This window comes from Terriglobales bacterium (assembly GCA_035543055.1).
In the GTDB taxonomy this organism is placed as follows: domain Bacteria; phylum Acidobacteriota; class Terriglobia; order Terriglobales; family Acidobacteriaceae; genus JAIQFD01.
Map to the genome: position 1 here is coordinate 1 of DATKKJ010000203.1, position 3,059 is coordinate 3,059.

At 63.8% G+C, this 3,059-nt stretch carries 3 protein-coding genes; 2 read left to right on the top strand and 1 reads right to left on the bottom strand.

Annotation, left to right across the window (positions count from 1 at the left end; all coding sequences use genetic code 11):
- The first annotated feature begins 99 nt into the window (after positions 1-99).
- Together VMS96_13360 and VMS96_13365 are read left to right on the top strand one after the other, a co-directional pair.
- Entirely contained in the window at positions 100-438 is a 339-nt protein-coding gene (locus VMS96_13360; GenBank protein ID HVP44415.1) for a P-II family nitrogen regulator, read from the top strand.
- 188 nt (positions 439-626) lie between these two features.
- Entirely contained in the window at positions 627-1,775 is a 1,149-nt protein-coding gene (locus VMS96_13365) for an IS110 family transposase (GenBank protein ID HVP44416.1), read from the top strand.
- A 663-nt stretch (positions 1,776-2,438) separates the two neighbouring features.
- Here VMS96_13365 and VMS96_13370 read toward each other — a convergent pair.
- Positions 2,439-3,059: hypothetical protein (locus VMS96_13370; protein HVP44417.1), on the bottom strand; the 621-nt coding region annotated here is incomplete at its 5' end.

A 3,059-nucleotide genomic window follows, 5' to 3' on the forward strand; every position in this document is an offset into this window, starting at 1 on the left:
TTCGCTTCCGATCGCGGCCCGGACCGTGGATCATGGAGATCTCCCGCCTCGTTCGCCGGAACCGCGGCCTCCCCAGGGCAGGCCGCCAGTGGAGCGCCCATGAAAAAAATCGAAGCGATCATCCAGCCGAACAAGCTGGAAGCAGTCCGCGAAGCCCTGAAAGCCGCCGGCGTCGACGGAATGACCCTCTCCGAAGTGCACGGCCACGGCCGCCAGAAAGGACACAAGGAGATCTATCGCGGCCAGGAGTACGAGGTCGACCTCCTGCCCAAGACCAAGCTCGAACTCGTCGTGCCCGACGGCCGCTGCGACGAGCTCACCACCCTCATCGCCCGCGCCGCTCGCGCCGGCATGATCGGCGATGGCAAAATCTTCGTCTACGACATCGCCGCCGCCATCCGCATCCGCAACGACGACCGCGATGAGCAGGCCCTCTAGCCGCCCGCGATCATAGCTGCCGAGCTAAGGCCAGGAGTTAGCGAGATGGGATGAGAGGGCCGGTCCCCAGCGGGATGCGCTAAGCTCCCAATGGATACGCACTCAAGAGGTGCAAAAGGAGACCGGCCATGAAAAAGCATAGCACCGCGAAGCAAAGCGAGCACAAGCTGACGAAGAGTGTCCTGTGGGTGCTGCGCGAGCGCGCAAGCGCAGAGAGGCTGACCATCGGGTTAGACCTCGGGGATCGGATGAATCACTACTGCATCCTGAACGAGCAGGGTGAGATCTGGATCCAAGACCAACTGCCAGCCACGCGGACAGGTCTGAATCATTTGTTCGAGAAGCTGCCCAGGGCTCGGGTGGTAATGGAAGTGGGGACGCACTCTCCGTGGACCAGCCGGCATCTGGCCGGATTGGGGCACGAAGTGATCGTCGCCAATTCGCGGAAGGTATCGTTGATCACGGAGAGCCAGCGCAAGAATGACCGATTGGACGCTGAGAAATTGGCGCGCTTGGGGCGATTGGACCCGAAGCTGTTGTCTCCGATTCGGCATCGGCAAGAAGACGTGCAACGGGACCTGGCCGAGATCCGCTTGCGGGAAGCGTTGGTGCATTCGCGGACGATGCTCGTCAACTCGGCGCGGGGAATGGTGAAGTCGTTCGGATACCGGCTGAACAGTTGCGACTGTGACCAGGTGGATACGGAACTGGCCGCTAGCCTGCCGGCGGAGTTGCGGAAGCTGGTGGAACCACTGCTGGCGACGGCGGCGTATACGACCCTGCGGATCAAGGCGGCGGACCAGCGGATCCATGAAGTCGCGAAGCGATATCCGGAGATCGAACTGCTGACGGTGATCTACGGAGTAGGGGAACTGACGGCGCTGGCGTTTGTGCTGACGATTGAGGACGCCGAGCGATTCGGCCGAAGCCGGGAGGTAGGCCCTTATCTGGGTATGGTGCCGGGACAGGCGCAATCGGGCGACCGAGACCCGCAGCAGCGAATCACCAAGGAAGGCGACCGGATGGTGAGGTGGCTGCTGGTGCAATCGGCGCACTGCATTCTGAAGCACGGGGCTCCGGATAGCGACCTGCGGCGGTGGGGTCTGGCCAAGATCGAGCAGCGGGACAGAGAGCAGCAGCCGAACCGAAGGGGCAAGAACCGGAAGAGCAAAGGCAAGAAGCGGGTGCTGGTGGCCGTGGCGCGCAAGCTGGCGGTATTGATGCACCGGCTGTGGGCGAATGGCGAAGTGTACGACCCGTTGTACGGCGCCCAGCAGCAAGCCGCGCAAGAGGCGAAACAGGCGGCGAAAAAGTCGGCCGGGAAAGCGGCCGCGTAAGACAGGAGAGAGATGTTGGTTCGATGGCCCAAGCGCCGAGTCCGGGTGACTGCGAGGTCGCGGCAGATCGCCTCGCTCCGCCGAGCGGAGGGATGGCAGATCGTTAGTGAGAATGCAGCACCCACTGAAACGAGGAACCCAACTGGCACCGAGGCCGAGTGCCTCATAAGAGTGCGCATGGAAGCCGGGCGACAGTGGCGCGAAGAATCGAACCGGGCAGCAACGAAGAGCTTGGTGAGGCCAGACCGGAAGTGTCGGCCACGCCCCGCTCGAGCAACAAGAGCTGAAGGAGGAGGCACTCGCTGGACAGCCGGCGAACACACCCCCCATCCGGTACCGACGGAAGGAGAACGCAAAAAGAACTGTGTGCCGTGGAAAAGTGGAAATCCAAAAGCAGGATTCCCACTTTCCCACCGCACGAATAGCCTGCGGCGCGAGGAAGAAGACCTATTTAAATAGTGCTTGACAAGAAGGGCCCTCTCATGGAAGCCGCGACCGTAAGAAGCTATGAAAAAATGCGGAGCGCAGACTGAAGTGGCCATGCGGCCGCCGCCGCACAACTGGACATGAATGTGGCGCAGGTTTCAACCTGCGCTCGGCAGGCTGAAGCCTGCCCCACCTTCAAGGGAGTCTGCGCCACAGCCCGGTGAATGACACGGCAGGTCAGCTCTTGCGCAGCACGACCTCGCGATCGTTCTGACGGAGGATCAGGTGGGCTTCCACCGGCGTCCCGGGGGCGAGGGCGCGGGTGGCCTCGATGATCACCAGGGATGGGAGCAAGGGCAGCTCGCCCGCCGGGACCAGGCGGCGCATGCGCCGGGTGAGCGAGTTGGCGAACTCGCCGGCGAACTCGCACAGGCCGCGGGCGGCGCGCGGCGGTTCGTTGACGGCCAACTGGCGCAGGGACCGGCCGGCGGCGGCGAGCATTTGAAACTGGTTGATGGTATGGTTGTCGGCGAGCAGATAGCCGTCGTAGGTCCGGCGCTGGCGCATGAGCATGTTCAGGATGCCGAGCAGGGCGCGCTTCTCGTAGTGCCTGGCCTTCTTGTCGAGACCCGCGCGCAGGAGGCGCGCGCGAAGGGCCGCGAGCAGCGGCGCCAGATGCTGCTTTACACCGCGCAGGGCGCGGCGCCGGGCGTTGTCATCGAGAGGGTCGTAGGCGAAGACCTCGCGGGGCAGGCCGGGAAAGACGGGCGTGGCCTGGTAGGCCAACCGGGAGTTGACCAGGAAGGGCTCGTCGAACTGCTCGTTGCTCCAGAACCAGGCGACCGGCAGCCAGCGGCG